This window comes from Vitiosangium sp. GDMCC 1.1324 (assembly GCF_003044305.1).
Taxonomy (GTDB): domain Bacteria; phylum Myxococcota; class Myxococcia; order Myxococcales; family Myxococcaceae; genus Archangium.
In genome coordinates, this window is record NZ_PZOX01000010.1 from 176,590 (window position 1) to 200,838 (window position 24,249).

The 24,249-nt window shown below is 67.6% G+C and carries 29 protein-coding genes; 6 read left to right on the forward strand and 23 right to left on the reverse strand.

The genetic code is table 11. From position 1 onward, the window contains the following. The first annotated feature begins 22 nt into the window (after positions 1 to 22). Together DAT35_RS28040 and DAT35_RS28045 are read left to right on the forward strand one after the other, a co-directional pair. Positions 23 to 820, forward strand: coding sequence for an RDD family protein (locus DAT35_RS28040; protein ID WP_108070591.1), 798 nt, complete (start codon positions 23 to 25; stop codon positions 818 to 820). A gap of 298 nt (positions 821 to 1,118) precedes the next feature. After that, entirely contained in the window at positions 1,119 to 1,604 is a 486-nt protein-coding gene (locus DAT35_RS28045) for a hypothetical protein (RefSeq protein WP_158501906.1), read from the forward strand. Between the two features lie 78 nt (positions 1,605 to 1,682). Here the strand turns inward: DAT35_RS28045 and DAT35_RS28050 are convergent, their stop codons facing one another. Beyond that, positions 1,683 to 2,198 (reverse strand): outer membrane beta-barrel protein, encoded by a 516-nt coding sequence (locus DAT35_RS28050; RefSeq protein WP_108070595.1) that lies wholly within the window; start codon positions 2,196 to 2,198, stop codon positions 1,683 to 1,685. A 114-nt stretch (positions 2,199 to 2,312) separates the two neighbouring features. Here DAT35_RS28050 and DAT35_RS28055 point away from each other — a divergent pair, with 114 nt between their 5' ends. Both DAT35_RS28055 and DAT35_RS28060 read left to right on the forward strand, forming a co-directional pair. After that, a complete protein-coding gene (locus DAT35_RS28055) occupies positions 2,313 to 3,368 on the forward strand; it encodes a tetratricopeptide repeat protein (RefSeq protein WP_199243018.1) in 1,056 nt (351 codons plus the stop codon). 33 nt (positions 3,369 to 3,401) lie between these two features. After that, complete coding sequence (locus DAT35_RS28060; protein WP_108070597.1) at positions 3,402 to 4,511, forward strand: FHA domain-containing protein; 1,110 nt, start codon at positions 3,402 to 3,404, stop codon at positions 4,509 to 4,511. A 54-nt stretch (positions 4,512 to 4,565) separates the two neighbouring features. Here the strand turns inward: DAT35_RS28060 and sctV are convergent, their stop codons facing one another. Beyond that, the gene (sctV, locus tag DAT35_RS28065; protein ID WP_108070599.1) at positions 4,566 to 6,689 is read right to left on the reverse strand and encodes a type III secretion system export apparatus subunit SctV; all 2,124 of its coding nucleotides are present in this window, start codon (positions 6,687 to 6,689) and stop codon (positions 4,566 to 4,568) included. A 73-nt stretch (positions 6,690 to 6,762) separates the two neighbouring features. Further along, positions 6,763 to 7,155 (reverse strand): tetratricopeptide repeat protein, encoded by a 393-nt coding sequence (locus DAT35_RS28070; protein ID WP_369946111.1) that lies wholly within the window; start codon positions 7,153 to 7,155, stop codon positions 6,763 to 6,765. 268 nt (positions 7,156 to 7,423) lie between these two features. Between DAT35_RS28070 and DAT35_RS28075 the strand changes: the two genes are divergently transcribed. After that, positions 7,424 to 7,648 (forward strand): hypothetical protein, encoded by a 225-nt coding sequence (locus DAT35_RS28075; RefSeq protein WP_108070604.1) that lies wholly within the window; start codon positions 7,424 to 7,426, stop codon positions 7,646 to 7,648. Between the two features lie 136 nt (positions 7,649 to 7,784). Here DAT35_RS28075 and DAT35_RS28080 read toward each other — a convergent pair whose 3' ends face one another. Continuing rightward, on the reverse strand, positions 7,785 to 8,363 hold the full coding sequence (locus DAT35_RS28080; RefSeq protein ID WP_108070606.1) for a hypothetical protein: 579 nt from the start codon (positions 8,361 to 8,363) through the stop codon (positions 7,785 to 7,787). A 202-nt stretch (positions 8,364 to 8,565) separates the two neighbouring features. Then, positions 8,566 to 8,943, reverse strand: a complete 378-nt coding sequence (locus DAT35_RS28085; RefSeq protein ID WP_108070608.1) for a hypothetical protein — start codon at positions 8,941 to 8,943, stop codon at positions 8,566 to 8,568. 212 nt (positions 8,944 to 9,155) lie between these two features. On the opposite strand from DAT35_RS28085, the gene DAT35_RS28090 reads away from it, so the two are divergent. Further along, positions 9,156 to 9,380 carry a hypothetical protein gene (locus DAT35_RS28090; RefSeq protein ID WP_108070610.1) on the forward strand — a complete coding sequence of 75 codons (225 nt, stop codon included), beginning with the start codon at positions 9,156 to 9,158 and terminating at the stop codon, positions 9,378 to 9,380. A 168-nt stretch (positions 9,381 to 9,548) separates the two neighbouring features. On the opposite strand, the gene DAT35_RS28095 is transcribed toward DAT35_RS28090, so the two are convergent. The 18 genes from DAT35_RS28095 to DAT35_RS28180 all read right to left on the reverse strand — a co-directional run bounded on the left by DAT35_RS28095 (position 9,549) and on the right by DAT35_RS28180 (position 24,240). Further along, positions 9,549 to 10,112, reverse strand: coding sequence for a hypothetical protein (locus DAT35_RS28095; protein WP_108070611.1), 564 nt, complete (start codon positions 10,110 to 10,112; stop codon positions 9,549 to 9,551). Positions 10,113 to 10,214: 102 nt separating this feature from the next. Beyond that, positions 10,215 to 10,694 (reverse strand): SycD/LcrH family type III secretion system chaperone, encoded by a 480-nt coding sequence (locus tag DAT35_RS28100; RefSeq protein ID WP_108070613.1) that lies wholly within the window; start codon positions 10,692 to 10,694, stop codon positions 10,215 to 10,217. A gap of 4 nt (positions 10,695 to 10,698) precedes the next feature. Beyond that, positions 10,699 to 11,175, reverse strand: a complete 477-nt coding sequence (locus DAT35_RS28105) for a hypothetical protein (RefSeq protein WP_108070614.1) — start codon at positions 11,173 to 11,175, stop codon at positions 10,699 to 10,701. Between the two features lie 50 nt (positions 11,176 to 11,225). Continuing rightward, complete coding sequence (locus DAT35_RS28110; RefSeq protein ID WP_108070616.1) at positions 11,226 to 11,507, reverse strand: EscU/YscU/HrcU family type III secretion system export apparatus switch protein; 282 nt, start codon at positions 11,505 to 11,507, stop codon at positions 11,226 to 11,228. A 30-nt stretch (positions 11,508 to 11,537) separates the two neighbouring features. Then, positions 11,538 to 12,602, reverse strand: coding sequence for a type III secretion system export apparatus subunit SctU (gene sctU, locus DAT35_RS28115; RefSeq protein WP_108070618.1), 1,065 nt, complete (start codon positions 12,600 to 12,602; stop codon positions 11,538 to 11,540). Between the two features lie 15 nt (positions 12,603 to 12,617). Next, positions 12,618 to 13,436 (reverse strand): flagellar biosynthetic protein FliR, encoded by an 819-nt coding sequence (locus DAT35_RS28120; RefSeq protein WP_108070620.1) that lies wholly within the window; start codon positions 13,434 to 13,436, stop codon positions 12,618 to 12,620. Next, entirely contained in the window at positions 13,433 to 13,699 is a 267-nt protein-coding gene (gene fliQ / locus DAT35_RS28125; RefSeq protein WP_108070622.1) for a flagellar biosynthesis protein FliQ, read from the reverse strand. Before fliQ ends, DAT35_RS28120 begins: the two co-directional genes overlap by 4 nt. A gap of 7 nt (positions 13,700 to 13,706) precedes the next feature. After that, positions 13,707 to 14,543 (reverse strand): type III secretion system export apparatus subunit SctR, encoded by an 837-nt coding sequence (sctR, locus tag DAT35_RS28130; protein WP_108070624.1) that lies wholly within the window; start codon positions 14,541 to 14,543, stop codon positions 13,707 to 13,709. A gap of 11 nt (positions 14,544 to 14,554) precedes the next feature. Continuing rightward, positions 14,555 to 15,208 (reverse strand): flagellar biosynthetic protein FliO, encoded by a 654-nt coding sequence (locus tag DAT35_RS28135; protein WP_108070626.1) that lies wholly within the window; start codon positions 15,206 to 15,208, stop codon positions 14,555 to 14,557. 155 nt (positions 15,209 to 15,363) lie between these two features. Next, positions 15,364 to 16,731 (reverse strand): type III secretion system cytoplasmic ring protein SctQ, encoded by a 1,368-nt coding sequence (gene sctQ / locus DAT35_RS28140; protein ID WP_108070628.1) that lies wholly within the window; start codon positions 16,729 to 16,731, stop codon positions 15,364 to 15,366. Next, positions 16,728 to 17,624, reverse strand: a complete 897-nt coding sequence (locus DAT35_RS28145) for a flagellar hook-length control protein FliK (RefSeq protein ID WP_108070630.1) — start codon at positions 17,622 to 17,624, stop codon at positions 16,728 to 16,730. Before DAT35_RS28145 ends, sctQ begins: the two co-directional genes overlap by 4 nt. 28 nt (positions 17,625 to 17,652) lie before the next feature. Then, on the reverse strand, positions 17,653 to 18,144 hold the full coding sequence (locus tag DAT35_RS28150; protein WP_108070632.1) for a flagellar assembly protein FliH: 492 nt from the start codon (positions 18,142 to 18,144) through the stop codon (positions 17,653 to 17,655). A gap of 33 nt (positions 18,145 to 18,177) precedes the next feature. After that, complete coding sequence (gene sctN / locus DAT35_RS28155) at positions 18,178 to 19,488, reverse strand: type III secretion system ATPase SctN (protein WP_108070634.1); 1,311 nt, start codon at positions 19,486 to 19,488, stop codon at positions 18,178 to 18,180. Between the two features lie 3 nt (positions 19,489 to 19,491). Continuing rightward, positions 19,492 to 20,163, reverse strand: a complete 672-nt coding sequence (locus tag DAT35_RS28160; protein ID WP_108070636.1) for a FliH/SctL family protein — start codon at positions 20,161 to 20,163, stop codon at positions 19,492 to 19,494. Between the two features lie 30 nt (positions 20,164 to 20,193). Beyond that, entirely contained in the window at positions 20,194 to 22,005 is a 1,812-nt protein-coding gene (locus tag DAT35_RS28165; RefSeq protein ID WP_108070638.1) for a hypothetical protein, read from the reverse strand. 53 nt (positions 22,006 to 22,058) lie between these two features. Then, positions 22,059 to 22,856 (reverse strand): type III secretion protein, encoded by a 798-nt coding sequence (locus tag DAT35_RS28170; RefSeq protein WP_108070640.1) that lies wholly within the window; start codon positions 22,854 to 22,856, stop codon positions 22,059 to 22,061. Between the two features lie 132 nt (positions 22,857 to 22,988). Continuing rightward, positions 22,989 to 23,378 carry an ATP-dependent helicase HrpB gene (locus DAT35_RS28175; RefSeq protein WP_108070999.1) on the reverse strand — a complete coding sequence of 130 codons (390 nt, stop codon included), beginning with the start codon at positions 23,376 to 23,378 and terminating at the stop codon, positions 22,989 to 22,991. 31 nt (positions 23,379 to 23,409) lie between these two features. Further along, the gene (locus DAT35_RS28180) at positions 23,410 to 24,240 is read right to left on the reverse strand and encodes a sigma-70 family RNA polymerase sigma factor (RefSeq protein WP_108070642.1); all 831 of its coding nucleotides are present in this window, start codon (positions 24,238 to 24,240) and stop codon (positions 23,410 to 23,412) included. Positions 24,241 to 24,249: the final 9 nt, after the last annotated feature.

Below are 24,249 nucleotides of genomic sequence, written 5' to 3' on the forward strand. Positions count from 1 at the left end.
ACTCTGGCCTAGACTGGGGAGCGTGACGGACACGCCCGACACCCTCCTGGATGGAACCCACACTGTGCTCACGCCCGAGTACGTGGAGTTCCGCTTCACGCTGGCGGGCATCTACTCGCGCTTCCTGGCGTGGCTGCTGGACACGGTGCTCGTGATGATGGGCACGAGTGCGGTCCTCATGGGACTCAGCATGGTGATGCTGGCCTTTCCCGGCTTTGGCAACGCCCTGAGCTTCGTCGTCTACTTCCTGGTGGACTGGGGCTACGGCATCGCGCTGGAGTCGGCCTGGAGCGGGCAGACGGTGGGCAAGCGGGTGATGGGCCTGCGCGTCATCCAGCAGAGCGGGGTGCGCATCGGCTTCTACCATGCGGCGCTGCGCAACCTGGCGAGGCCGGTGGATCGCCTGCCCTTCCTCTACCTGGTGGGAGGGGTGACGGCTCTGCTGTCCGGCTCGCACCAGCGGCTGGGGGACATGCTGGCGGGCACCATCGTGGTGCGTGAGCGCCGCCTCAAGGCCCCCTCGGCCATCGGGAACGCGGCCGGCGAGGGGCTGCTGGCGGATCCCCTCTTCGTCGCGCGGGTGAAGCGGCTGAGCGCCGAGACGCGGGAACTGGTGCTCTCCGCGGCGCTGCGGCGCGAGGAGCTGCGGATGGAGGCCCGGTTGCGCCTCTTCTCCGCGCTCGGCACGAAGCTGCAGGAGCTGCTGGCCATGGAGAAACCAACCCACCTCTCGGACGAGAAGTGGACGCTCCTGGTGGCCGCGGCCCTCATTCCCCCTCCCGGCGCACGGTCCCTCGCCGGGGCGCGCGCGGTGGCCTGAGCAGGCCAATGACAGACTTCACCCCAAGGCCTTACATGACAGACATGGAGTGAAGCCAGGGTTGGCCATCAAACACCGTGGGCCGGCCGGGCATCTCCGGATGACGCCAGCCTCAGGGGGTGTAATCACTCGCATGCTAGAGGTGGAGACGACCCCGCAGCATGGAGACAAACCAATGCAGGTCACACGTGTATCTTTGCGAGTTCTCTCCCTCTTCGCCGTGATCCTTTCCGTGGGATGCACCCGGCACCTGACGCCAACGGTCAAGGTGGACCTCCCGGCGGCCGCGCCTCGGACCATGAAGGTCGCGCTCGTCATCCCCGAAGCGCTTCGGACGCGGACGGACGTCTACGGCTCCTTCGGCACGCTGGGCGCTGCCAATACCTGGGTGTGTGAAACGGGCGAGGGGCTCATCCCCGCGCTCGAGCGGGTGGCGAAGGCGACCTTCCAGGACGTCCGGGTCGTATCGACCGCCGAGGAAGCCAGCGACGCCGAGCTCCGTCTCGAGCCCACGGTCACCGAGCTCCGCCAGATGCCGGAACGAGAGGGATTCTGGATCTCCTTCCAGCTCCGGGCGGTCGCACGCAACGGCGCTGGAGCGCCCTGGCTGGACAAGACGTACTCGGAGATCGAGGAAGGGAGCACGGCCGCGGCGGTGTGGGGCGGTGCCTTCGCCGCGACGGAGGCGCTCCTGACACCTACGGAGCGCGCCATGGGACGGGCGCTCCAGCAGCTCGCGCAGGACCTGCGGCAGGTGGCCGAGCCTCAGCAGCCTCGGACCTGATCATCTGCCCGAAGTGCCCGGCGAGCAGGTCCGTCGGGCACGCCCGCCGAAGGGCGCTTGAAACGGCGGGCGATGACCCTAGAAATAGACGGCCGTGCCCGCGGACAGGATGAGCGAGGTCTGCACCCGCTCCGACAGCGACAGGTAGGCGTTGAACTGCGCCCGCGCGCCCAGGCTGACGGAGTCCGACACGAAGAACTCGATGCCCGCGTTGGGCCCCAGGCCCACGAAGTTCTGCTCCCCCTGATCCTTGAAGACGTGCAGGTAGCTCAGGTCCGCGCCGATATAGGGGCGGATGTTCTCCTCCATGAAGAGGTAGCGGATGCCCAGCGACGGGGCCAGGCCCACCACCCGATGCCCGGTGATGGGGTCCTCCGGAAAGGCGATCTTCGTCAGCGAGACGACCTCGAAGCCATTCTCGATGTAGAGGCTGGCGTCGAAGCCGATGAACACGGTGCTGTCGAGGCTCGCCGTGTTGTTGAAGTTCATGTAGCCCGCCGACAGGCCCAGGCTGTGGTTGGCGAACTGGGCGTGAGCAGGAGCGGCCATGACGAGGGCCGCCAGGAGACCAAGAGCGGAGAAGAACGAGCGCATGGCGCCGGACTCTACCGCCCCGGGCGCGTCGGCTAAACCACCGAAACCGCAAGGGTTCCCCCGCGCCTGGGGCGTTGATCCTGGAGGGGGGCATCTCCTACACTCCCGCCGATCATGCCTTCCCTCCGTTCCGCGCTCGCCCTTCCCCTGCTCCTGGCCACCAGCTGCGTCAACACGCCGCCCCCGTCCGACCGGGCCCTGGTCAACAACGAGCTGTGCACCCAGGAGATCAGCAAGGGGGACCTCAAGCAGGCCGAGGTGTACTGCGACCTGGGTCTGGAATTCGCTCCCCAGTACTCGGACCTGTGGTCCAACAAGGGCCTCATCGCCATGTACTCGGGGAACAAGACCAAGGCGAAGGAGTTCTTCATCAAGGCCATCCGCTTCAACCAGGAGCAGGCCTCCGCCTACATGAACCTCGGCAGGCTGTACCTGGACGAGGGCGCGCTCGGGAAGGCGCACGACAACCTCCAGCGCGCGCTCAAGGTGAATCCGGACTACGTCGAGGCCCGGTACAACCTGGGGCTCACCTACCTCAACATGGAGAAGCTGGACAAGGCGGAGAAGGAGTTCCTCACCCTGCTGGCGATCGACCCCAACAACGCCCAGGTCCACCACGACCTCGGCATCGTCAAGTACCGCCTGGACGACAAGGAAGGGGCCGTGGAGGAGATGCAGAAGTGCGTCCAGATCGCCCCCGGCTTGAACCCCGAGTGGTGGAACAACCTGGGCGCGATCTTGATGGAGCTCAGCCGCTTCGAGGAAGCCCGGCAGGCCTTTGGCAGCTGTCTGGCCATCAAGGCGGACCACCCGCAGTGCATCAACAACCTGAGCATCTCCCAGCGCAAGGCGGCCCTCACCAGCTCGGGCCTCAAGGAGTTCCGCGACACGCAGAAGGCGGAGAACACCCCGTCGGCCCTCTTCGTGCTGGCGCGCAAGTACAAGGACCAGGGGCTGCTGTCCGAGGAGGAGCGCACCTACAAGGACTGCCTCAAGCTGGACAACAAGTACGCCCCCTGCCACTACGGCCTGTTCCAGATCTACTCGGACGCCCAGAAGCGCCAGGGGGCCGAGGTCGCCTGCAAGAACTTCCTCAAGTACGGCTCGGTGGAAGAGTTCCCCACCGAGACGGAAACATGCGAGAAGTTCCTCAGCGCGCAGTCGTACTAGCGCCCGTTCCCGGTCTCGAGTTCCGCCATCGCGATGAGCGTCAGGCTTACGGTCAAGCAGAGCAGTGAGGCAGGTGGCGGCGCCACCGAGCACGTCCTGGACGAAGCCACCATCACCCTGGGCCGCGACAAGGGCTGCCAGGTGGTGCTGGCGCAGCAGGCGGTGTCGCGCAACCACGCCCGCATCACCCAGGAGGGCAACCTCTTCTTCCTGGAGGACCTGGGCAGTGCCTACGGCACCCAGGTGAATGGCAAGGCGCTGCCCAAGGGAGAGAAGCGGCTGCTGCGCAATGGTGACGTCATCGCCATCGCCCAGTTCGACATCCGCTTCGACAAGGTGGCGGACCTGCCGCACGACGTGGACTCCCAGAAGACGTCCTTCGTCGCCCGCAACATGGTGAAGGACGTGATGCGGGGCCTGTCCGGCGGCGAGGAGCGCTACCTCCGGGTGATGAACGGCCCGCGCGAGGGCGAGCGCCTGGAGATCAACGACGCCCAGGAATTCGTCATCGGCCGGGACGAGTCGGCGGACATGATCTTCCAGGACGACCTCATCTCCCGCCGGCACGTGAAGGTGCGGCGCGACTGGTCCGGCACGCACGTGGAGGACCTGGGCAGCCGCAACGGCATCAAGGTCAACCGCAAGCGCGTGTCGCGCAAGATGCTCCGGGACGGCGATGAGCTGGAGGTGGGCGGAGTCCGCTTCGTCTACGTCTGCCCGTCCGAGGCCCCCGAGGAGCAGGCCGAGGTGCTCGCCGCGGAAGTGGCCGCGGTCTCGTCCGCGAAGGAGGAGGCCAGCGCCACGAACTCGCTCCCGGCCGCACGCGAGCGCACGGGCTCGACGAAGCGGGCGGCTGCCGCCACCGAGAAGCCCTCGGAGCCGGAGGCCGCCCAAGCCGAGGCCCCGGAGCCGGAAGCCGCCGCCGAGGAGCCCGCCGCGGCTCAGCCGGAAGAGCAGCCGGCCGCGCAAGAGGAGCCGCCCGCGGAGGAGCCCGTGCGCGCTCCACCCTCGAGGCCCGTGCGCCATGAAGAGCCCGCGGATGAAGCGTCCGAGAAGGACGTGAAGCGCTACATCCCGCTGGTGGTGCTGGGCGTCATCGGCCTGATGGCCCTGGCCGTGCTGATCGCCCTGTTCGCCGTCTGAGGCTGAGGCCTCGGCGGGTCCGATGCCACCATCGGACCCGCGTCCCCGGGTGGCCTAGCGGATGGAGATGCGGGCCACCGGCTGGATGTTGAGGTCCGGCGACAGCTCCTGGAAGCTGACGACGGAGAACGGCGGGTTGAACTCGAACTCGAGCAGCTTGCGCACGTAGCGCCGGATGTCCATCGCGGTGAGGATGACGGGGCGCTGCGCGCTGGGCGGCAGGTGGCCGCACTCGGTCTTGACCGCCTGGACGATCTCCTGGGCGATGTCCGGCTCCAGCGCCAGGTGGGTGCCCGCCGAGGTGCGCTTGATGGAGCCGCGGATGGCCTCCTCAATCTGCGGATCCAACAGGTAGACGACCAGGGTGCCAGTGCCTCGCGCGAACTTGTGGGACACGTAGCGCCGCAGGCTGGAGCGCACGTGCTCGGTGAGCATCACGTTGTCGGCCTCGACCTGGCCGTACTCGGCCAGAGCCTGGAGGATGCCGCGCATGTCTCGGATGGAGATCTCCTCCTCCGCCAGGCGCCCGAGGATATCCGTGAGCTTGAGGACGTTGATGACCTTGGGGATGACTTCCTTGACGATGGCGGGGAAGGCCTTCTCCAGCTGGTCGAGCATCGACTGCGTCTCCTGGACGCCGATGAACTCGCGAGCCTGGCGGCGCAGAACGGCCGCCAGATGGAGGATGATGTAGCCGGGCACATCCCAGGTGGTGAGGCCCGCGGCCTCGAGCGTGTCCTTGTACTGCTCGGGCACCCACGCGGCCGGCTGGCGGGTGGCGGGATTGATCGCCTCGAAGCCCTGGATGTTCATCAGCTTCAGGCGCTCCACCGTGTCGTTGACGAGCACGTGGCCGATGGTGGCCTGGCCCGTCACCACGGGAATCTCGTTGATCTGGACCTGGTACGAGCCGGGAGGCAGGTTCGGGTTGCCACGCGCGCGCACGCCGGGGAAGCGCACGCCCAGCTCCACGAAGAGGCCGTCGCGCATGAACGGGATGAGCTCGAAGAGGAACTTGCCGCTGTCCTGGCGCGAGTCCACGTAGGGCACCAGGGCGTCGGAGACCTCCAGCACGATGGGCGTGACTACGGGGATGAAGAGCTCGGAGTCCGGGTTGATGGGCTCCTTGGGCTGCGGCTCGGTGGCGGCCGGCGTCTCGCCCGGGGGCGTCTCCCCGGCGAGTCCACCCTCCTCGCCCCCCGCGCCCGCCTTGTCCTTCTTCAGCATCACCCAGGCGCCGTAGCCAGCTCCACCGCCGAGCAGGAAGAAGGGAATCTTGGGCAGACCGGGGATGAGGCCGAGCACGAAGAGCATGCCCGCGGCGATGGCGATGGCCTTCGGATAGGCGGTGAGCTGGTCGCCAATGTCCTTGCCGAGGTGGTTGCCCTCCTCGTCGCCGCCCACGCGCGTCACGATGATACCGGCGCAGGTGGAGATGAGGATGGCGGGGATCATTCCCACCAGGCCGTCACCGATGGTGAGCAGCGTGTACTTCTGCGCCGCGCTCGCCACGTCCATGCCCTTCTGCATCACGCCGATGACGAGGCCGCCGACGATGTTGATGACGGTGATGATGATGCTGGCGATGGCGTCGCCCTTGACGAACTTCATCGCGCCGTCCATGGCGCCGAAGAGCTGGCTCTCGCGCTCCAGGTCGCGGCGCTTGCGCTTGCCCTCCTCCTGGTCGATGGAGCCCGCGCGCATGTCCGCGTCGATGGACATCTGCTTGCCGGGCATGGCGTCCAGGGTGAAGCGCGCGGCCACTTCCGCCACGCGCTCGCTGCCCTTGGAGATGACGATGAAGTTGACGATGACGAGGATGACGAAGATGACCAGACCGACGACGAAGTTGCCCTGAACCACGAAGTGGCCGAAGGCCTCGACGACCTCGCCCGGATCACCCGTGAGCAGGATGAGGCGCGTCGTGGAGATGGTGAGCGCCAGCCGGTACATCGTGGTGATGAGCAGCAGCGTCGGGAACACCGACAGCCGCAGCGCCTGGGGGACGTACAGGGAGATGAGCAACAGCACCACGGAGATGCTGATGTTCAGGGTGAGCAGCACGTCCAGCAGCAGCGTGGGCAGCGGGACGATCATCATCCCGATGATCGCCACCACCACGCAGGCCAGGACGATGTCGGAGTATTTGGACAGGAAGCTGTTGCTCTGGGCTGACATTCAGCCCGCAATCCTAGCGAGACCCGCTTACTTTCCCAAGCCTCCGCCAGCCCCCCCCTTCAGGTAGCGGCGCTCAGCCCTTCGCCGAGTCCCCACCGGCGTCGCGCTGGGCTTCCTCGGCGCTCTGAAGGGCCGCCGCGGCCAGGATGCGCGCACGCTCGGTCAGTGGATCCTTGTTCTCGGGGTCCAGCTCCACGACCCGGGAGAAGTCACGGGCCGCTTGCAGGATGTTGCCCAGACGGAGGTTGACTTCCCCGCGGTTGACGAGCGCGGCGCAGTCCTCGGGGTTGAGCGCCAGGGCCTCGTTGAAGTACGCGAGCGCGGTGTCCAGCTCGTCCACGGCCAGGCAGATGGCCCCGAGCGCCGTGCGGTAATAGCCCTCGGAGGCATCGCGCGCCGCCAGGTCCTCGAAGATGGCGCGGGCCTCGTCGTAGAGCCCCTGCTCGTAGGCCTGGAACCCCTGCATGGCCCTTTCAAGAATCTCGGGTCCCGACAGCGGACGTGGAGCCTCGGTCGAAGCCATAGCCTTGGGTTCAGTCGTCATCTGCGCGGATCCCTCATGCAGGCGCGGAGCCCGGAGTGCGTGCCCCGGAGCCTAACCCGCGAGCGCCTCGACCACCAAGAGCCGGATGAACCCGAAATCCGATGAAAAAGAGGAGGAAACTCCTGGGGTCACTTCCCGATAATTCAGGTGTAAGCTGCGCCACTCCACCCCCCTCCCTGGAGATACCACCATGGGCGTCACCAACGATTCCCTCAACGCCATCCGCAACGCCTCCACCGCCACCTTCAAGCAGGGCATCAACCAGGACCTGCTGGCCGGCCTCGAGGGCGCGGACCGTACCCGCATGGAGGCCCAGCTCAAGCTCCAGCAGCAGCAGGAGACCGTCGCGTTCGTCTCGAACACGCTGAAGAAGCTGAACGAGATCGCGATGAGCGTCATCAACAACATGCGCTAACTGCTGGCGGCTCCTCGCCGCTGTGCCCCGAGCCGGATTCGCATGGCCCTGCCACCGCGAGTCCGGCTTCGTCATTTCTGGAGAGCAGCCCTCACCACCGGGCGGACCTGGCCAGCGACCTCACCCGGTGCGTGAGCTACCCCTTCAACTTCCCCAGCGCAGGGTTCTTCATCCACGTCTTGAACGACTCGAGGTCCTGCTGCTGCTGCTTCTCCGGGGCGGCGGGCTGGGCGGGAGCGGCTGGCACGGGCACCTCGCCCGTGAGGGACCGGGCCCGCTGGGTGGAGCTGGTCTCGAAACTGTCCTTCTTGGCGGCGGTCTTCGCGGCGGCCCGTGGCGCGGCGGCACTCGCGGGAGCAGGTGGCGAAGCCGCTTCGGACTCATCCCCCGGCCTGGCGAAGCCCCGCGCCACGAAGAAGGCCTGCGTCCACTCCAGGGCTTCCGTGAGGATGGCGGGCACCGCGGCGGAAGTGTCCTCCGAAAAACGGAGGAAGGCTTCTTGAACGTCCTGGAAGACCTGGGGCTCGATCCCCGCGCCCTGCCGGGTGCTGCTCACCAGGACCACCATCTTGCGCAACACCTGATGCAGGGTGCCCGTGGGACTGGCGCTCTTCGCGGCCTTCTCCAGGCCCGCGATCAATGGGTCCCTCCTGGCGAGCAATTCAGGCGGCGCCTCGGGGTGCGCTTCAGTCACTCGAGGCTTGGACGTCGACATGGACGATTCCCTCCAGAGGCGGCCGGAGTCTAGCAGAACCCGTATCACCCTTGTCCCCGCGGAAGAGCCCCTTCGGATGCGCGGTGTCGCGGGACTTCCACGTGCTGAAAAAATGATGGCCGCCCGCGCCCTCACGCTCTCTCTGGAGCGGAAGAACCGACCGGGCGACCATGTCGCTGCTCATGGATGGGAGATCCGGAGATCACCCCCACATGTCCTGAGACAGCTCCTTGCCGCGGGCCATGATCTTGCTCATGAAGTAGTCGTTCGCCATCTTCATGGTCGTCTCGTAGCCCCTGTGCTTGGAGACGCTCTTGTTGGCGGCGTCCTGGATCTCCTCCGCCGTGGCGTTCGGGTTCTCGCGAACGAACTTCTCCATGTCCGCCGATACCTTCTCCTTGTAGCGGTTGATGCGGGAGTCACCGAGGTAGGCCAGGCTCGACTTGGCCTTGATCTTCTGCTCAGAGGAGACGGCGCTGTTCAGCACGCCTTCCCAGGCGGCCTTCGCCTCGCTGGGGGAGAGCTTCTGCGTCTGGGTGGCCTGAACCTGGGAGCTGCCAACGTTCGAGATGGTCGACATGGAATGCTTCCTCCGTAATTTGGAACTCTGTAGGGCATTATCGCCGCAATCGGTCGCGAGTTGCGTCCCCTGAAGGATTTTCCGATCCCCAATAGGGCTCGAAATGGGCCGGAAAATGAGGAGGAAACTCCCGGCGGCCTCCACCGATAATCCTGGTGTAAGCAGCTTCGCACCCCACTTCCAAACCGCTTTCCTCCTTCGGAGATACCACCATGGGCATCACCAACGACTCCCTGAACGCCATCCGCAACGCCTCCACCGCCACCTTCAAGCAGGGCATCAACCAGGACCTGCTGGCCGGCCTCGAGGGCGCTGACCGCACCCGCATGGAGGCTCAGCTCAAGCTCCAGCAGCAGCAGGAGACCGTCGCGTTCGTCTCGAACACGCTGAAGAAGCTGAACGAGATCGCGATGAGCGTCATCAACAACATGCGCTAACTGCTGGCGGCTTCTGGCCGCTGTGCTCCGAGCCGGATTCGCGTGGCCCCGCCACCGCGAGTCCGGCTTCGTCGTTTTTGCGGGCAACCCTCCAGCGGGCCGGTCCGCGCGACGGGCACTTCTCGGGCCGGTGTGCCCCAGGACAGGGCACACCGCCCGGCCTTCGAACTAGCCCTTCACCTTCCCCAGACCCGGGTTCTTCATCCACGTCTTGAAGGACTCGAGGTCCTGCTGCTGCTTGTCCGCGGGAGGAGCCGGCTGGCCGGCCGGCGGCGGAGGCACGTCACCGGTGATCGCGCGGGCCTTCTGGGAGGCACCCGACTCGAAGCTGTCCTTGCCACCCCGCGCCGGCGCGGGAGCCGCGGTCGCCGCCGGAGCGCTGGCCGGCGCACCCTGTACGGCGAAGCCGCGCGACGAGAGGTAGTTCTGCATCCACTCCACGGACTGCATCAGGATGGCGGGCTGCGGCTTGGCCGAGGCCTCCGGATCCTGCGCATAGCGCTGGAAGGCGTCCTTGACGTCCTGGAAGAGCTGGGGGTCGAAGGGCGCGCCCTGCTTGGTGCTGCCCAGCAGCGTCGCCATCTTCCGCATCACCTGCTGCTGGGTACCCGTGGCCGACTTCGCGGCGGCCTCCAGGTCGGCCACGAGCTTGTCGCGCTTGGCGAGCAGTTCGGCAGGCGCCTCGGGGGGCATCTCCGCGGGCACGTTCACTTTGGGATTGGACGTCGACATGAAGGATTCCTCCAGGTAGGTGCTGCAGACACTACAAAAACTCCGCGTGTCCAGAAAGAGCCGTAAACTCTCGAAATACGAGACGCCGCGCGGGGAACGAGCTCACCGGCGCGAGAGCGCGTCGATCATCGCGTTCGCCTTGCGAGCCACGGGGTCCTCCTCCGGAGCCAGGGAGGCGGCGCGGCGCAGATCCTCCACGGCCTGCGCCTTCTGCCCCATGGTCAGCCGGACCTCGGCGCGGCCCACGTAGGCCTGCGCATCGCGAGCGTCCAGCTTGAGGGCCACGTCGTAGGCGGCCAGTGCGCCCTGCGCGTTGCCGGCGGCCATCTCCACCACGCCGAGCGCCTTGGCGAAGTAGGCATCCGCGGGGTTGATGGCGTAGAGGCCCTGGAAGAGCGTGCGCGCCTCGGCGATCCGGCCCTGGTAGTAGAAGAAGTAGGCCGTCTTGGCGATGGCGTACAGCTCCTCGTCCGAGTAGCCGCGCACCTCGCGCAGCGTCGCCTTGCCTTCCGCCCAGCGCTGCACCAGCGCGGTGAGCCGGGCCTCGTCCTGCTGAGGGTTGTTGCTGTCCGATGCGGCCATGGTGCTAGTACCCCTCGTCCTGCTGCTCCTCGCGCATGCGGCGCTGGATCTCCTGAATCTCCGAGTGGACCTGGCCCACGAGCGCCAGCATCTGCGACTCGCGCTGCAGCAGGCCCTTGAGGCGCTCCATCCGCTCCGGCGGCGCATTGATGCGCCCCAGGCTCCGCTCGAGCATCTGCCGCTGCTCGCTGTCCCCGCGCCCGGCCACGCTGCCCAGGTACGGCCGGTCCGACATGCCCTCCAGGTCCGCGTCATGCCCCTTGGGGTGCGGCGGCTCGGGCAGGCGGATCTCCTCGGAGGAGTGCGCCGGGCCGATGAAGTCCAGCAGCGCCGCCGAGGCGAGCGCCGGGCTCTTCGGGTTGCCGGCCTTGCGCTTCTTGCGGTCGAACTGGGACGGGTCGACCAGCTTCTCGCGGACGGCGCGGGGTCCCCCCCAGGGCCAGACGGGTGCTCTCGGAGGCTGGTTGTTGATTTTGGCCATGGTCGGGTCCGAACCTCACTCCAGGTGGAATATCAGAGTCTACCCTACTCTCAGCGTTTGCCGCCTGACTGCTGTTCGCGCTGGAGCTCGTAGATGAAGTTGAGGACCTCCGCGACGGCGTCGTAGAGCTCCTCGGGAACCTCGTGGCCCACGTCGACACGGTAGAGCGCGTTGGCCAGGGGCACGTTCTTCAGGATGGGGATCTTGTACTGCCGGGCGAGCTCCCGGATCTTCTCCGCCTTGAGGCGCAGCCCCTTGGCCACCACGCGCGGCGCGGGATCCTTCTCCTTGTCGTACTTGAGCGCGATCGCCATCTCGACATCATCACTCATGGGAACCTCGCGTCAGGGTCGGGGCCTGCCTCAGGCCCGCGCCGCCGGGGTGTTGTTCTTCAGGCCGTAGACGAAGTTGAGCACCTCGGCGACCGCGTCATACAGCTCCTCGGGGATGGGCTCGCCCACCTCCACGCGCAGCAGGGCGTGCGCCAGGGGCACGTTGCGCAGCGTGGGGACGTCCACCTCGCGAGCCAGGGCCTTGATGCGCTCGGCCTTGAAGTCCAGGCCCTTGACCAGCACGCGCGGCGCGGCGTCCTTGTCCTTGTCGTACTTGAGCGCGACCGCCACGTGGTCCGGATTGGTGACGATGACGTCCGCGTCCTTCACGGCCTCCATCTGCGCCCCTTCCAGAATCTCGTGCGCCATCTCCTTGCGCTTGGCCTTCTGGTGCGGATCGCCCTCGCTCTCCTTGTATTCCTTCTTCACGTCGTCCTTCGACATCATCATGTCCTTCATGTAGGACTTGCGCTGCCACCAGACGTCGAAGATGGCGAAGAGGAAGAAGACCATGCCCACGCGCACGGCGACGCGGTACACCAGCTCGCCCATGACCGCGAGGATGGTGGGCACGTCCCGGCGCACCGTCTCCACCACCAGGGGCATGGCGTCGCGCACCACGCCGTAGGTGACGTAGGCGGCGATGGAGATCTTGATCAGGTTCTTGAGCAGCTCGACGATCTGCTTCTTGGAGAAGAGGTTCTTGAAGCCCTCGAGCGGATTGAGCTTCTCCAGCTTGGGCATCAACGGATCCATCGTGAACAGCGAGCCCACCTGGAGGAACTCCAGCAGGCCGCCCACGACAGCCACGGCGCCCACGATGGGCACGGTGAGCATGAGCACCGTGTTGAGCCCCATCAGCATGAGCTGGAAGGTGGCCTTCTGCAGATCGTCCGGGTGGGCGATGTGATCGAAGCTGTACCGGAACAGCTCGGTGACCTGCTCCTCCACGTTGGACCAGGTGGACTTGACCACGCCCAGCCCCACCACGAAGCCGAACACGGCCGTCAGGTCCTTGCTCTTCCAGACCTGACCCTTCTTGCGTGAGTCGTCGAGCTTCTTTTGTGTGGGTTCTTCTGTCTTCTCGTCGGACATGGCGAGGACCCTGAATCAACCGAGCAGGCGCACCGCGTCGCGAAGCATGGCCAACATGGCGGCGAACTCCGTCTGCATGCGGCCCATGATGAGGCCGAGCGACATGAAGACGATGACGACGCCCACCAGCGGCTTGATGGCCATGGAGATGAAGAACACCTGGACCTGGGGCGCCACGCGGTTGACGGCACCCAGCGCCATGTCCGTGAGGAAGGCGGCCAGGGTGGGCGGCGCCGCGAGCGCGAGGGAGATCTTCAACAGGTCCGCGAAGGAACGAATGAACAGCTCGAAGAAGGCCCACTCGCCCGAGCTGAAGCGCGGGAAGCGGTCCAGGGGCACGACGACGAGGCTGTCGGCGAGCGCCTCGATGACCAGGTGGTGGCCGTTGAGCGTGAGGAACAACACCACCGCCAGCTGGACCTTGAGACTGGCGAAGATGGACACCTGCTGGCCGAGCTGCGGCACGTAGAGCTGGGCGTTGTTGCTGCCGGACATGGTGTCGACGATGTTGCCGGCCACGCGGGCGGCCTCGAACACCACGTTCACGATGGAGGACAACGCCACGCCGATGAAGATCTCCTTGAGCATCAGCCCGATGTAGGGCAGCGCGCTGGTGGGGATGGCGCCCATGCGCGGGCTCACCGCGGGGAAGAGCACGGCGGCGATCATCACGCCCACGCCCATCTTGACCTCGGGAGGCACCACCTCGCCGCCGAGGAATGGCGAGAGCACCAGCACCGGCATGACCCGGCACAGGAGCAGGCCCATGGTGAAGATGACGAGCGAGAGGTTGGCCTGCTCCGTCATCCTGGCGAGGACTTCGGAGACGTTCATCTGGCGATCAAGGCCGGGAACTGGTCGAAGACGTGGAAGGTGAAGCGCACCAGCTGGTCGCCAATCCACGGGCCGGTGAGCGCCAGCACGCCGAAGACGATGATGACCTTGGGCGCGAACGAGAGCGTCTGCTCCTGGATCTGCGTGGTGGCCTGGAAGACGGCGATGATGAAGCCCACCACCAGGCTCATCAGGACCGGCGGGGCCGAGACCACGAGCACGAGGTAGAGCGCCTGCTGGAGGATGGAGTTCAGCTGGTGCATGTGCGTCTCACAGGTAGCCGATGACCAGGCCCTTGGCGATGAGGTACCAGCCGTCGACGAGCACGAAGAGGAGCAGCTTGAAGGGCATGGAGATGGTGGTGGGCGAGAGCATGTGCATGCCCAGCGCCAGCAGGATGTTGGCCACCACCATGTCGATGACGATGAAGGGCACGAAGAGCAGGAAGCCGATCTGGAAGGCTTCCTTCAGTTCGGACACCACGAAGGCCGGCACGATGACCATGAAGTCCTGATCGCTCAGTCCCTTCCGGTCCTCCTCGGAGGCCCGCATCTTCTTGGCCAGGTTGAAGAAGAGCGACCGGTCCTTGGGGGTGATCTTCTTGATGAGGAAGGCGCGCAACGGCTCCTTGGACTTGTTGGCCGCCTCCAGCAGGTTGCCCACCGTCTCCGAGGACAGCAGGCCCGGCCCCTTGGAGAGGATGTCCACCTCCGAGGCCCGGTACATGGCCTGGCCCACCGGGGCCATGATGTAGACGGTGAGGATGATGGCCAGGCCGGTGATGACCTGGGTGGGCGGAATCTGCTGGGTGCCGAGCGCCGAGCGCACGATGGAGAGCACCACCGAGATCTTCACGAAGCTCGTCACCATCATCAGCACGAAGGGGACGAGCGACAGCGCGGCCAGCGCCAGCATCAGCACCAGCGGCCGCGAGGCGAAGGAGTCGGGGCTCACCGACTCGACGGGCACGGAGGAATCCACGGCGCCCCCGCCTCCGCGCTTGGCGCGCTGGGCGAAGGCGATGAACGGCTCCAGCGCGAAGAACACGGTGAAGAGCCAGGGCGAGAAGCGGAGGGCGGGGAGGCGAACGTTGGGCGTGAATCTCACGGGTCGTCTCGTCAGGCGCCCGGCGGCTGGGTGCCGCTCGGTTGGGTGGCGCCCGGCTGTGTGGCGTCGCGGCGGGCGAGGAGCTTCTGGAGAAAGGGAGACAGGGAAATGACGTTGGACGGAGGGCGCTCGGAACGGATGCGCTCCACCGCCTCGGTGTCGAGCTTCGACAGCAACTGCAGACCGCCCTCACCACCGCCCACCAGCAGGTACTCGTCCGCGGCCTTCAGCACGAAGAGGGTGCGGCGCTGATCCAACGGCACGCGCTCCACCACCGACACCACCGAGGGCCGCCCCATGGGCACGCCCTGCAGGCCCATCAGCCTGCGCAGGCCCACGTTGAGCGTGAGGTAGATGGAGGCCACCACCGCGCCGAACAGCAGCAGCGTGCGCGTCAGCATCCACCCGAGGCTCTCGGGCTCCTCTTCCATGCCCGGTGGCAGCGAGGCTCCCGAATGCTCGCCGGTGAAGGGTTGTGGCGTGGCGGCCGGAGCCGGGGCAACGGGGGCCGGAGCGGACGCACCGGGGCTCACGGCCTGTACCTCGGGGGCCGGAGGGGGCTGCGCGCCAGGGACGGGGGCCTCGGCCCGGGCCAGTGACGCCAGCAGAACGCACGCGCACACCAGCACGGCCGGACGCGGGGGGAAGAGGGGGGACACTGCCATGATGGGCCGCGAGGCTAGTGCATCGGGCAGGAGACCGCCACGGGCCCCCGCTCCCCTGCTCCGCCTCATCGCTCGCCTGCCTGGGTCACCCCACCGCGACACGCTGCTCTCCTCGTTGCAATGCCACGGCGGCTCCCAGGCCCCGAGAGCGGACCTCAGCCCGCGAGCGAGAGAATCCGCACACCCAGCTGCCCCTCGATCTCCACCAACTCGCCCCGGGCGATCACCTTGCCATTCACCGACAGGTCCACCGCCTCGCCGGGCGCCCGGTGCAGCTCGAGCACCTGACCGGCCCGCAGGGACACCACCTGGTCCGCCGTCACCGGCACCCGGGCCAGCTCCACGGAGATCTGCAGCGGGATGTCACCCAGCAGCTCTCCCGAATCCATTCTGTCGTCCACGGCTCCACTCTCCGCCTGGGGGTTGCTCATCTCGGGGTTGGTGAACTCCTCGTCATCCCCCGACTCTCCGGACTCGCTCAGGGACTCCGCCGCGGCCTCGTCCGACTCGGAGGGCACGTTGCGCTGGAGGAAGGGCTGCTCACCGAGCACCACCTCGGTGATGCGCGCCTGGTACTCGCCGTTCTCGACGAAGACCTCGGCATTCATGTAGCCCTGGCGCCCCAGGCCCAGGCGCAGCCGCGCGGTGCCCTCCTCGCCCCGGTCCGGCCGGGCCGAGAACTCGTCCACCAGCACCACGTCCTTTACCCGGAGGCTCGACAGGTCCTGGCTGGAGATCTCCGCCAGGCCGATCTCCGCGCGCACCCAGGAGCGGACCGCCGAGAGCCGGCCCAGGTGGGCCCGCCTGTCCACCTGGAGCATCGCCCGCCGCTGCTCGGACTCCTGAGCCGGCTCCATCGCCTCCATCACGCCCGAGGGCACGAAGAGGCGCACCATCCCGTCCTGGGAGCCGAGCTTCGCCCGGAGCTGCACCATCAGCACCGGCCCCTCCTCGCCCAACCGCGCCGCCGCCTCGTCCACCCCGCTCGCCACGCCTTCCAGCCGCAGCTTGGGCTGTCCCGGATCCATCCCCGGAGCCAGCGCCTTGAGCGCCTCGAGGAGGACAAAGCCCGCCACCCCTTCCTCGATGTCCGTGAGGGGCCGCAGACCGACCGTCTCGCCCGCGCCGCCCAGCAGCGTGTCCACCGCCGCGTGCGCCAGGGCCAGTTCGACCTCCAGCACGGCGCGCCCGCGATGCGCACCCGGCACCAGGAAGGACAGGAAGGTGGGCTCCGCCAGATGGCGGCGCACCTCGGCCGGCGCGAGCACCCGCACCGACTCCTGCGTGAAACCCACCTGCGTGTCGAAGATGGACTTGAGCCGGGCACACAGCGCCTCGGCGGCCTCGGGCTTGGGCGTCAGCCACTTGAGCCGCCCGACGAGCCTGGACTCGTTGAGCGACACCTTCTCCAGCTTGGAGAAGGTGTAGGGCCGCCAGGTCTTCGACGACCGCTTCAGCAGCCGGGCGTCGACCACCATGGTCCGCTCCTGCGAGCCGTGCCCGTCGTCCGCATCAAGACTCATGTCTTCGCCTCGACCCGCAGCTCCTCGAGGGTGAGGCCGCGTCCGGCCAGCGCGTTCTTGAGCCCGTCGCGCTGCTCCTCGAGCATCTTCAGCACCTCACGGTTGCTGCCGCTGAAGACGGCCTGGATCTTCCCGTTCTTGGCGGTGAGCTTGATGGACAGGCCGCTGAGCACGTCGTTGCGCAGGTCGATCTGGAACTCCGCGTTGCCCGCGGCGTTGGTGCCCACGCGCACCCGCTCGACGATCTTCTGGGCGATCTCGTTGGCGATGGCGCGCAGCCGCTCCGAGCCCGAGGAGGGCTTGGGCTGCGCCACCGGCACGGGGGCCATCAGCGCGGGGTTGAACCGGAAGCCCGCGGCCATCTCCGGCGAGCCCTCCTTCTTGTCCTTGCCGTCCCCGCTGCCCTTGCCACCGCCGCCGTCCGCGTTCGCCCTGAGAGCCCCCTTGCCGTCCCGGCTCACCTGGGCGCCCAACGCCGAGTTGTCGCCGTCCTTGTTGAAGGCCTCGCTTCGCTCGTCCTGGGTCTCGCGGGTGACCTTGGCGTCCGCCGTACGCGACTCGGAGCGCGTCTGCACCACGCCCTGATCCTGCCGCCGCCCCTGGTTCACCTGGCCCTGCTCGCCGGCCGTCTGGCCCGTCTGACGCTGCTGGCTGCGCAGCTCTCCCGACTTGCCCTCCTGCTGCAGACGCGCCAGGACGGACTTGCCCAGGTTCTGCTGCTGCTGGGGCTGCTTGGGCTGCTGGGTCTGGGCGGCCTGCTGCTGCTGCACCAGCTTGGAGAAGGTGGACTCCCCCTCCTGGCGCTGCTTCGCCTTGGACTCCTGGAGACGCTTCTCCTGGACCAGCCGCTCCGCAGCTTTCTGCGCCTGACGATCGTCTTCGACTCGGCTCATCGCGTCACCACCTGGGGGGAACCCGAGGTTACTTGCGCTGGCGCATCAGGAACAAGGTGTTCCCGATTTCCTCCTGGTTCAGCTCCTCCTTCGCCTGGCGCTCGGCGCGGACCTGCTTCTGGAAGTTCTCCTTGTTCTTCTCGATGGCCTTGAGTTCCTTGGCGGCCTCGGCCATCTCCCGGCGCCGCTGCTCGACCAGCTTCTCGGCGACCTTGACGGCCTCCTTCTGCTGCTCGATTTCCAGCGCGAGCTGCGCCTCCTCGTCCTTGAGGCGCTCCTCGTAGCGGTTCATCATGGTGAAGCTGTTGGGGCCGGCGTTGCCCTTGGCCAGGATCTGCTGGAGGTACTCCTGGACCTTCTGCTTGCGCTCGGCCTTGCGCTTCTCGAGCTCCTGCTCCATGCGCTTGAGCTCGGCCTTCTGTTTCTCCGCGGCCTTGACGGCGTCGGAGAAGGCATTCTCGGCCTCCTCCTTCGCGCGTGCGCGTATGTCCAGCAGGGCCTGCAACCGATAGGGGGGCATGGGGAGATCCTACCCCGGAATGCCCCCGGGACGTCACTCCTCGAAGAGACCGATGAGCTTCTCGACAGTCTCCTCGAAGGGGCTGTTGGAGTGGGTGTCCTGCTTGAGGAAGTCGATGATGGCGTCGTACTTGTCGATGGCGTAGTCCGTCCGGGGGTCCGTGCCGTACTGGTAGGCGCCCAGGAGGATGAGGTCGCGCTGTTTCTCGTAGGTGGAGAGCGTCTCGCGCAGCTTGCCCGCGGCCTTCTTGTGTTCCTTGGAGACAATGCCGCTCATCACACGGGAGAGACTGGCCAGCACGTCCATGGCGGGCCACTGGTTGCGCTCGCCCAAGGCACGGTTGAGGATGAAGTGGCCGTCGAGAATACCGCGGACTTCGTCGGCGATGGGCTCCTCCATGTCACCGCCGGCCACGAGGCAGGTGTAGATGGCGGTGCACTTGCCCTTCTCCGAGTTGCCCGTGCGCTCGAGGATGCGCGGCAGCATGGAGAACACGCTGGGCGGGTAGCCCTGACGTGCCGGGGGCTCACCGATAGCGAGGCCGATCTCACGCTGGGCGCGGGCCAGACGCGTCACCGTGTCGAGCATGAAGAGCACGTTGCCGCCGCGCTCGCGGAAGTACTCGGCGATGGCCGTGGCCACGTAGGCGGCGCGCAGACGCACCAGGCTGGGCTGGTCCGAGGTGGCGCACACCAGCACGGAGCGCTTCATGCCCTCCTCGCCCATGGCGTCCTCGATGAACTCGCGAACTTCGCGGCCACGCTCGCCGATCAGGGCCACGACGCACAGGTCCGCCTGGGTGTTCCGGGCGATCTGCCCCATCAGCGTGGACTTACCCACGCCCGAGCCGGCGAAGAGGCCCACGCGCTGGCCCTCTCCCACGGTGAGCAGCCCGTCGATGCAGCGCACGCCCAGCGGCAGGGGCCGTTCAATCCGCTGGCGCGTGAAGGGGTCCGGGCAGTCACGGTCCACCGACCAGTCGAGCAGGCCCTCGGGCAGCGGCCTGCCGTCCATGGGCTCGCCGATGCCGTTGAGCACGCGACCCAGCAGCTCGTCCCCGCACTTGATGGCGAGCGGCCGGCCGGTGGGGATGACCTCGCTGTCCGGACCGATGCCCTGGAGCTCGCCCAGGGGCATGAGCATGACCTCGTCCCCCTGGAAGCCAACCACCTCGGCCTTCACCGCGGAGCGGGTAGCGCCCTTGATGAGCACCAGCTCGCCCACGCGCACGCCGGGCACACTCGCCTTGATGACCAGACCCGTCAGCTCGGTGACGCGGCCGCGCACCCGGTACAGCGGCGCTTCCTTGATGAGCGCGTAGTAGCGCGAGAGATCGAGAACCATGGCCTACGGAGGGCCCTCCTTCTTGCCCTGATCCGGGATCAGCACGTTCTGGAGCATCTCGAACTGGGTGGGCAGCTGCGCGTCCACCTTGCCGAACTCCGTCTGCACGATGCAGCCCACCGGAGCCACATCCGGGTCTTCCTTGATGGCCACGTCCACCGCCCGGCCGATGAGCTCCATCAGCTCCGCCTTGCGGGCGCGCAGCACCGCCGCCGACTTGGGATTCACCCGGAGCACCACCGCCCGGGCGCTGCGCAGCTCCTCGATGGCCTTGGAGCAGATGTCCACCAGCAGCGAGGGGTCCCTCTCCACGTCACGGCCGATGATCTTCTCCGCGATCTTGCAGGCCAGTGAGATGACGTCCCGCTCCTGCTGGGCCAGGAGCTCCCCGGCCTGCATCTTCGCGCGTAGGAGGGTCTCCGTGGCCTGGGCCAGTCCTTCCTGCCGGCCCTGCTCGCGGGTCTTCGCCAGGAGCTCCTCGCGCTCCCGCTGGGCCTCGGAGAGGATGCGCTCCTTCTCCCGCTGCGCCTCCTCGACGATGCCCTGGGCGGTCTGCCGGGCATCGAAGACCTCGGCGTTCATCACGCCCGGACGTGGAGGACGCAAGACGGGCCTATCCCCGCCGGGTAGCGGCTCGGCCCCCGAATCGCCCTTGATCACCTTGCCGATCGCCATGATGCAAAGCTCCTTGTCAGCGGGGGGATGCTAGCGCGATCCGCCCCGCGATCCACGCCCACTCGTACCCGGCGCTCCCGGCCGTTCGCGCCGGGGGGCCTGTGCCCCCTCGGGCCGCACCGCCGGCAGGTTGGTACTGGTCCCCAGCACCCTGGGCGGGCGCTCGGGCTCCACCTGGGACTCGGCCCGGGGCACGGAGCCGCGGCTGTAGGTGCGCGCTATCGGAGAACGGATGATGCGCGAACCCTCCCCGTCCGCCACGGGCGGCTCGTTGACGCGGGACCGGGGGCTGGCTCCGGCGCTGGTCCGCGACGGCGGTGGCCCGATGCGCGCCCCGGTGGGGTCCGGCTTCACATCCGCGCCATCCCGGGCACTCCGAGGAGTCACCCGGCTCACCCGTGAGGGCGAAGCTTCCGGCGGAGCCTCCTGCCCACGTCCCGCGGAACTCAGATTGGCTCCGACCCGGCTCACCCGCGAGGGCGAGGCTTCCGGAGGCACCTCCTGCCCACGTCCCGCGGAGCTCAAGTTGGTCCCGACCCGGCTCACCCGCGAGGGCGAGGCTTCCGGAGGCACCTCCTGCCCGCGTCCCGCGGAGCTCAAGTTGGTCCCGACCCGGCTCACCCGCGAGGGCGAAGCTTCCGGAGGCGCCTCCTGCCCACGTCCCGCGTAGTTCGAGCTGGCCCCTGCCCGGCGTGCCTCGCGCTCGGCGATGGGATCCCTCCGCACGCCGGACAACGACTGGGACTGGGTGGACACGGACCGGCGAACCGACCCCTCCGAGCTGGCTCCCGCGCGCCCCTCACGCGACACCACCGGAGCCCGGCTCGCAACGGGTGCGACCACCCCCTTGCCGCCACTGGCGGGAGGAGGCCCGAGGGCCGGAGGACGCGGCGGGGTGAGCCGCACCGGACGATCGATGAGGCCCCGGGCCGCGAGCCGCTCCAGGTCTGTGACGATGTCCGTGCGGCCTCCGTCGCCGCGGGTCGTCGGCCTGGAGCGCTCCTCGCGCACCCACTTCGTGAGGATCTGCCCGAAGTCGCCGCGGTGCTTCTCCAGCAGGCGCGCCGCGAACTCGGCGGACTGGGCCACGCTCGCGCGAGCCAACCGGTGCACCCCGGCCCCTCGAATGGCGGCGGCCAGATTCTCCAGGCCTCCGTACTGCGCCAGCTGCGCCCGGGCGTCCTCCTCGGCGAGCTTGCGCGGAGCATTGGCCGTCACGGACCGCGTGGCGAGCTGGCGCAGGTGGGGCGGCAGCCCCGTGAAGGCCGGCTCGCGATCGGCGTCCGGCACACCCGCCAGCGCGGGCCCCAGCACCCGAGCGCCCAGCCGATCACACACGGTGAGCAGCTCGCGCGTCTGCAGCAGCAGCACGTCGGTGAACTTGAAGGGCACGTGCGGCGAGGACTCGCGGGAGAGCCGCTCCTCCAGCTTCCAGCGCACGATGTCCAGCACCTGGGGCCGCACCTCGCGCGTGAGCTTCACCTTGCCCGCGGACGGCAGGTGGGAGCGCACCGCGTCCGCCAGGGGCCCCGGCAGCGCGCGCATCACCACCTCCACCAGGGCGGCGCGCTCGCGCTTGAGCAGCCCCGCCAGACGCTCCGGCTCCGCGCTCCACAGCTGCCCGCGCCGGTCCTTCACCAGCCGCTTGATCTCCTGGACCAGCAGCGGGATGCGCTTCTCGCGCGGAATCTGGAGGATCTCCTGGGCGCGGTGCTGGAGCAGCTCCGCCTCTTCTTCGGGCAGATGCTCCAGAGCGGCGACGCCCTCCTGACCGCCAAAGGTGATGGCGGTCAGCAGCATCATCGTCTGTCGTTTGTTCAGCGAGGTGAAGAACTGGTCCAACGGTCACCCCGCGGGTGGAAGGCGTTCCAGGGAAACGACAGACGGGACTCGTATCAATCGCGCTTGGGCCGAGCCCGGGCCGTGGCGGCGCCTCCTCCCCCACCCCGGAGCAGCGGCCATACCGCCAGACCGATGGAAGCCAGGATGAGCAGCACGGCCACCGCGGCCATCGTGCGGAACTGGCTCACACTGCCCGCCGTCATGCGCATGCCGAACACGTCCTGCAGGCGGCTCTCCGGGCCCACCTCCGCGTCGGGCGGCAACGCCGGCGTCAGCAGCACCGTCACCGCCGCCGGCTTCAGCTCCGGCACCGCGGTGGAGACAAACTGCTGGATGTCCTCGCGCTTGATGGGAGGCTCGTTCTTCGGCCCCGGCCGGTACTTGATGAACACCGACGCCGACGGCATCGGCTTGTTCTCCGGCTGGGTGAGATCATTGTTCTCCGGGATCATCACGATGGCCCGGGCCTCCAACACGCCGTCAATCTGGTTGAGCGCGTTGGACACCTCACCGGCGAGCGACTTGAGCAACATGGCTCGCTCCTCGGTGGCGGTGGGCACCATGCCGCCCTTGGCGAAGTGGCTCAGGCCCTTCTCCATGGGGCGCGGCAACGAGTACGCACGCAGCAGCTCGGCGGCCTGGGCCGCGTCCGCCTTGGGCACCTGGATGCGGAACTTCAGCTCGTTGCCACCTTCCTCCTTCACCTTCGTGGCGGCGATGCCGTTCTTGCTGAGCAGGACGTAGATTTCGTTGGCGTCCTGCTCGGTCAGGTCGTGCTGCAGGTCGATGGTGCAGCCAGTCCCCACCGCGAGAGCGAGGAGGGCGGCGAGCGCGTACGGTCGAAGCGTCATGGGCGCGCCTAGCTTAGAGGCACGACGTCGCTCCCAACAAGAGCCAAGCCGGAAACAGCCCGGAAAACGAGGAAGGGCGCCCCCTCGCAGCGAGGAGACGCCCTTCGTGAACCGGCAGAGGCCGGCCGAGCACTACACCTGGGTCTTCAGGGTGTCCTTGAGACCGCTGGTGGCCTTCTCCACCACCTTGCTCGTCAGGTCCAGCTCCTGGGTGTACTTGTACATGCCGGCCTGGAGCGACAGCAGCTCGGAGTTGGAGAAGTTCTTCCCGGACGCGCCCGCCTTGATGAGCTTGTCCATGTTGACCTGGCCCTTCTCCAGCTCGCTGACCACGTGGGACAGCATGCCTCCGGTCTTGTTCGTCTCCTGCTTGCCGGAGACGGCCTCGGCGCCGCGCGCGGTGGCGGGCTGCTGAGCCGTGTTCACCTTGTTGAGCGCCGCCTTCTCCGTCTTGTTGACGGCCTCGGTCTGGCGCACCTGCTCGGCGCGCTGGGTCTTCTGCGCGGCCTGGGCCTGGTTCACCTGCTCCGGCCCACCCGCGGCCTGAGCCTTGTTAGCGAGAGCCGCGTCGAACTTCGAGGCCCCCTGCTTGTTGACCTGCTGCGCGCCCTGATCCTGCAACTTCTGCTGGGCGATCTGCGCCGCCGAGACGCCGGCCATCGGACCCGCCATGTGACTGCCTCCTTGAATCCGCAGGGGAGGAAGATTCCTCCTCGTTCAAAAGCTCTTTGAGCCGTTCAATCGCCCGCGCATGCAGACGCGACGCCCAGCTCTTCGACTGCCCAATCTCCGACCCCGCCTCTTCCAGCGTCTTGCCCTGGAAGTAGTAGCCCTGGAGCAGCCGGCGCTCCTTCTCCGGCAGCTTCTCGATCGCCGCCCTCACCCTCACCCGCTGCTGCTCGAGCTCCAGCCGTTGATCCACCGGCAGGGACTCGTCCGAGAACCCCAGCGAATCCGCACCTTCGAGGCTGGTCGCGAACACCATCGCCAGCCCCGCCACCGCGTTGGAAATCTCCATGACATCATCGTCAATGGACCCTCCGCGGTTGCCTCCTCCCTGCTCGCGATCCGAAAGATTTCCCAAATACGCCGTCGCGCGCTCGCCCATGTAGGCGCTCCGCGCATCTCCACCCTTGAGCACCCCCATCTTGCGCAGCCCATCGTAGATGGCGCCTTTGATGCGGTAGTGGGCAAAGGTGAGGAAATTGGCTCCGACCTTGGGATCGAAGCGGTCCGCGGCCTCCAGCAGGCCAATCTGGCCGTAGGCGATGAGCTCATCGAGCTCGAGCTGGGCGGAGAACTGCCTGCGCACGGTCGACGCGAGCGACCGGACGTAGGGGCCGTACTTCTCCAGGAGGACCTTCTTGTCTTCGCCGAGACCCAAGAGTGCCGC